We start from the raw sequence: 6,000 nt of genomic DNA on the forward strand, positions 1-6,000 counted from the left end.
CGCCGTTGTCGAGTGCCGGTGCGTGGGGGCTGGTCGCGCCCACGCGGCGGAGCCGCACATCGACTCGGCCCCGCGCCCCTGAAAGGTCAGCGGGCCACCGCCGAGCAGTAGTCCTGGTCTCTTGCCAGCAGGTTGCGGTGGGTGTCCTCTGCTGTGATCGTGCCGTCGTCCAGGATGAGGACCCGGTCGGCCGCGTCCAGGAACGCCGGGCTGCTGGTGATCACGATCGTCGTGCGGCCCCGGCGAAGCTTCGCCACGTTGCGGGCGACGAGTTGTTCGGTGACCGCGTCCACCGCCGTCGTCGGGTCGTGCAGGACGAGGACGTCGGTGTCGGCGGCCAGGGCGCGTGCCAGGGAGAGGCGTTGGCGCTGGCCTCCGGAGAGGTTGGCGCCCCGGTCGCGGACGCCGTAGTCGAGGCCCTCGCGGTGCAGGGCCACGACGTCGGTCAGCATGGACGCCTCGACCGCCTCGGGGACCGTCCGGCTGGTGCCCGACGGGTCGATGTTCGTACGGAGGGTGCCCGCGAAGATCTCCCCGTCGTACGGGTTGACCAGCAGGTGCTCGCGGACCGCCTCGACGGACAGGTCCGCCAGGTCCTTGCCGGCGATCCGCACCGTTCCCTCGTACGCGGTGGGCGGGACGCGCACGGCCAGGACGGCGGCGAGGTCGGCCGCCGCGCGGGGCTGGTAGGGGGCGATGGCTACGAACTCGCCCGCCTTCACCTGGAACTTCAGGTTGGACAGCGTGCCGTGGCGGACGCAGTCGATCTCCAGGTCGCCGCCCCCGGAGGGGAGTTCGGAGCCCGGGGTCATGACCGGCGGGGCCGACAGCACAAGAGCCATCCGCTCGGCCGAGGCACGCGCGATCATCACGTACTTGGGCATCTCCGAGAACAGCTTGAGCGGTTCCATGATGAACTGCGCCAGGCCCACGGCCATGACGAGTTCGCCGATGGTGATCCGGCCCTCGAACGCCAGCCGTCCCGCCGTCAGGGTCACGGCGCCGGCGAGGACCGCGTTGAGGGCCAGGGCGGTGCCCGCGTAGACGCCGTTCACCTTGGCGACGGTGATCGACTGGCGCTTCGCCTCCGTGCTGACCTCCCGGTAGGACCGGAAGGCGGCGTGGTTGCCGCCGAAGCCGTGCAGTGGGCGCAGGCCGGTGATCAGGTCGGCGACCTTCGCTCCCGCCCGCGCCACCCGGGCCTGCTGCTCCTGGGTGCTGCTGCCGATCCGCTTGGACATCACGCTGAGGATCGACAGGATCGCGACCGTGCCCACGATCACCAGCAGCCCGAGCCGGATGTCCGCAAGGCCCAGGGCGACCGCCGCGACCAGCACGGCGACGAGCGAGCTGATGAGCAGCGGCACCACCTCGATGATGTCGGCGGTCTGATCGGCGTCCTCGGTGGCGATGGTCAGCACCTCGCCGGACTTGAGGTCGACGTCCCGGGCCACGGGCTGCAGACCGCAGGCCGCGACCTTCACCCGCCAGCGGTGCGCCTCGGTCGTGTTGGCCTTCTGCAGGATCCGCATGCCGAACCGCCACGACAGCGACACCGTCGTGATGATCACGGCCAGGGCGCCGATCGACAGGGCGAGCGCCTGGAGGCTGCGGCCGTCCCGCATCGTGTGCTCGACGATCAGGCCGAGCGCGATGGGGAAGGCCGTCTCGCCGGCCTGATAGAGGCCCATGAGGAGGGTGCCCCAGGCCATGGCACCGATGTTGCGGCGCAGGGCGGTGCGGAGGATGGCGGCCCCTCGGCGGGGCCGCTGAGTGTCAGTTGTCATCGAGGTGGCGGGCAATCGCTTCCGGGGTTCGCAGGGTGAACAGATCGCGGATGGTGATCACGGGACCGTACTCGCGGCGGAGCAGCCCGACGAGCCGCACCGCCAGCATGGAGTGTCCGCCCAGGGACACGAAGTCGCTCACCGCGCTCACCTCGTCGTCGTCAAGGTCCAGTGCCTCGGCGAAGTACTCGCACACCACGGTCTCGGTCTCGGTCTGCGGGCCCCGCTCCCCCGCCGTGGTCAGCGCGCCCAGCGGCTTGGCCTCGGGCAGCGCCTTGGTGTCAGCCTTCCCGTTCACCGTCAGCGGGATGCTGTCGACCTGGGCGTAGTGCGTGGGCCGCAGGAAGTCCGGCAGTCCGGCGCCCACCTCGGCGGCGACGGTCGCCAGATCCGCCCCGTCCAGGACCAGGTAGGCGGCCAGCCGGTGGGCGCCGTCGACCTGCGGGTCGGGCTGGGCGACCGCGGCGACGAACCGCACCGCCGGGTGGGCGGCGAACACGGCCTCGACCTCGCCGAGTTCGACCCGGTGGCCGCGGATCTTGACCTGCTGGTCGGTGCGGCCCAGGTACATCAGGTTGCCGTCCGGACGGCGGACCACCAGATCGCCGGTGCGGTACATGCGTTCGCCGGGCCCGCCGAACGGGCAGGCCACGAAGCGGTGGGCGGTCTGGGCGGGCTGTCCGAGGTAGCCGCGCGCGATGCCGATGCCCGACACGTACAGCTCGCCGGGCACACCGTCCGGCAGCGGTCGCAGCCATGGATCCAGGACGTACACGTCGGTGTTGTCGATGGCCACGCCCACGACCGGGTCCGCGCACTCGAAGGTGCCGACGCCCAGGGTGTTGATGGTGTACTCGGTGGGCCCGTACAGGTTGTAGCCGACCGTTCCCTCGGTCTCGGCGAGCCGCTGCCACAGCGTGGGCGTGACGGCCTCGCCGCCGAGCAGCACCAGGGCCGGCCGCTGCGCCGGGTCGTCGAGCAGGCCCTCGGCGACCAACTGCTGCGCGTAGGTGGGAGTCACGTTGATGACGTCGATCCCGTGCTCCAGGCAGTAGGAGACCAGCCGGGGCGCGTCCCGGCGCAACTCCTCGTCGCAGATGTGCACTTCATGTCCGTCGGCGAGCCACAGCAGCTCCTCCCACGACATGTCGAACGCGAACGACACGGTGTGCGCGATCCGGAAGGTCCGGTGTCCGTGCTCGGCCAGCACCGGCTCGAAGATCCTGCGCTGATGGTTGATCAGCATGTTGGTGAGACCGGCGTACTCGGTCACCACGCCCTTGGGCTTCCCGGTGGAGCCGGAGGTGTAGATCGTGTACGCGGGATGGCGCAGCCGGTCCGGGTCGTCCGGAGCGAACGTCACATACGGCTCTGCATCGGGAAGCGGCCGGTCCAGTTCGATCAGTTCGCCGGTCAGGCGGGGCGAGACCGCGCTCACGGTGAGGATCACGTCCGGGCGGGCGTCGTCGACGATCGCGGCGATCCGCTCGTCCGGGTGGTCCAGCTCCAGCGGCACGTACGCGGCGCCGACCCGCAGGACGGCGAACAGCGCCGCGATCCAGTCGAGGGAGCGCGGGATCGCGAGGCCGACGGTCGTCTCCGGTCCGATGCCGCGCGCGGCGAGCACGCCCGCCACGGCCCGGCTGCGGTCGCGGAGTTCGGCGAAGGTCATCGTCGAGCCGTGAGCCACGAGTGCCACCCGCTGCGGATCGCGGTCCGCCGCCCGGTCGAACCGGTCGACGACGGTGTCCGTGCCGACGTCGGTGCGTGCGGCCGGCTCGGGCATCCGGCCCAGACCGCGCAGCGCGCCGACCGGCCCGGTGGCACGGGCCAGGTCTTCGAGCACGCCCAGGTAGTCGTCGAGGAGACGGCGGGCGTTGCCGGTGTCGCCGTCGCGGTACTCCAGCTTCACCGTGAGCCGGTCGCCCGGCGTGACGACCCAGGTGAACGGATAGTGGGTCGAGTCGTCGGCCTTCACCGAGGTGATGCCGTGCCGGGTGTTCATCTCGGCGAACGCGTCCATGTCCAGGAAGTTCTGGAGCACGAACAGGTTGTCGAACAGGGTGTCGTGCCCGCTGGCCCGCTGGATCTCGCCGAGCCCGAGGTGCTCGTGCTCCATCGCCTCGACCCGGGCGGTCTGGACGGCCGACAGGTAGGCGCCGACCGTGTCGTCGGGGCGGGCCCGGGTCCACATCGGCACGGTGTTGAGCAGGACGCCGACGATGTCGGAGCGCCCCTCGCCGTCCCGGCCGGAGACGGTCACGCCGAACACGGCGTCGGCGCGGCCGGTGTGCGCGCCGAGGAGCAGGCCGAACGCGCCGGTCAGCACGGAGTTCAGGGTGACGCCGTGCACCCGGGCCGTCTCGCGCACGAGCGCGGACTGCTCGGCGGACAGGGTGTGCACGAGGGCGCTCGGCAGGTCGTCCGGGAAGGACGGCGCCGGTCCGGCGAGCAGCGTCGGGCCGGGGAGGGCGGCCAAGTGGTCCGCCCAGAAGCGCTCCGACGGCGCCGGGTCCCTGGCGTCGAGGGCCCGGGCGTACTCCTCGAAGCTCGGTGTGGCGGGCGTCGGATCGAGCGGCTCGCCGGCGAGGACGGCACGGTAGGCGTCGAAGAGGTCCCGCAGGACGATCTCCCGGGACCAGCCGTCCCACAGCAGCAGGTGGTAGCTGAGCAGCAGGCCGTCCCGGTCGCCGGGCAGGTGCACGACGGTGAGCCGGATCAGCGGCGGCTCCCCCGGATCGAAGCCCGTGTCCCGGTCCCGGGCGCGCAGGGCGTCCACTTCTGCGTCCGTCGACAGGGTGATCGTACGGACGTCGACCCGTCGTCCGGCCTTGAGGACCTGGACCGGGTTCCCGTCCTCGTCGGTGCCGAAGCCGGCGCCGACGACCGGGTGCCGTGCGATCACGTGGGCCATCGCCTCGGCCAGCGCGCCGGTGTCCAGACGCCGGTCGAAGGTGAACCAGTTCTGGGCGACGTAGTGTCCGGCCGTGCCCGCCAGCTGGGCCTGGAAGAACAGGCCGCGCTGGAGCGGGGTGACCGGTGCGGTGCGCTCGGCAGTCGTCGCGGCGTCCGCGAGGTGCTTCAGCGCACCGCGCCAGTGCTCGGTGATCGCGTCGGGGACGCCCTCGGCGAGGACGAACTCGGCGAGCAGACTGCCGGTCGCCTCGTCGGTCCAGGCGTTGACCTCGACGGCGTACGGGCTGCCCTGGTCGCCGCCGGTGAGGTACAGCGCCTGGGACTCGCTGCCCCGGCCGAGGTAGTTGAACAGCACCTGAGGGCGGGCGGTGAGCAGCGGGGCGGTCTGCGGGTTGAGGTACCTGAGCCGGCCGTAGGCGACGTGTCCGCGCTCGTCCGGCTGACGCTCGGCGACCTCGCGGGCCGCCGCGACGGGGTCGGTGTGCGCGGTCAGCCGTACGGGCGCGATGGCGGTGAACCAGCCGACGGTACGGGTGTAGTCGTGCTGTTCGAGGACCGGGACGCGGCCGTGCCGCTCCAGGTCGATCGCGAGGTCGCCGGGCGACGGCTGGATGTGGGTCAGCGCGGTGCGCAGGGCGCCGCACAGCAGCTCAGTGAGGCCGACGCCGAGTGCGGCGGGCGCGGTGCGGGTGACGCTGTCGCTCACGTCCGGGGCGACTACCACGGTCGTCCTGCGCAACGCCCCTGTGGACGGCAGCAGTTCGGGCGCCTGGAGAGTGGTGATCCAGTGGCCGAGGTCGTCGAGGTCCTGGGTCGCCCTCAGCGTCAGGGCTTCGGCGTACTCGGCGTACGAGGTGGTCGGCGGGGCGAGGGGCTCGCCGCGCAGGGCCGTGGCCAGGTCGTCGAGCAGGATCAGCCAGGAGACCGCGTCGACGGCGAGGTGGTGCACGGTGACGACGAGGGTCCTGCTCGACTCCAGCCACGCGAACGCGATCACTTCGCCTGACTCGGGGTCGAGTTGTCCGGCGGCCTCGTTGGCGACGGCTGTCGCGTCGGTGGTGTCCGGGCGTACGACGGTGATGTCGCGGGCGGGTTCGGTGCGGAGGGTCCACACGCCGTGCTCTGTGCGGAGCCTGAGCCGCAGGGCCGGGTGTGCGGCGACCACGGCGTTCGCGGTGCGTACGGCGTCCGCGAAGCCGGTGCCTTCGGGGGCCTTGAGCGTCCTGGCCTGGGCGAAGCGGGTCAGGGAGCCGCCGAGTTCGCGTTGGCGGAGGATGATCGGGGTGGGGGTGAGGGG

2 protein-coding genes are annotated in these 6,000 nt (G+C 72.0%); both read right to left on the reverse strand.

From position 1 onward, the window contains the following. Window positions 1-86: 86 nt before the first annotated feature. Window positions 87-1,787, reverse strand: coding sequence for an ABC transporter ATP-binding protein (locus K4G64_RS25480; protein ID WP_221758335.1), 1,701 nt, complete (start codon window positions 1,785-1,787; stop codon window positions 87-89). Continuing rightward, window positions 1,777-6,000 (reverse strand): non-ribosomal peptide synthetase (locus tag K4G64_RS25485; protein ID WP_221758336.1); only part of this gene is annotated, 4,224 nt, incomplete at its 5' end. The genes K4G64_RS25485 and K4G64_RS25480, both read right to left, overlap by 11 nt.

Origin of the sequence: Streptomyces sp. WAC04114, from assembly GCF_019733245.1 — a bacterium.
In the GTDB taxonomy this organism is placed as follows: domain Bacteria; phylum Actinomycetota; class Actinomycetes; order Streptomycetales; family Streptomycetaceae; genus Streptomyces; species Streptomyces massasporeus_A.

Excerpts from the sequence above, each read along its gene's own strand:
- K4G64_RS25480 (WP_221758335.1), bottom strand. The coding sequence starts at position 1,787 with ATGACAACTGACACTCAGCGGCCCCGCCGAGGGGCCGCCATCCTCCGC.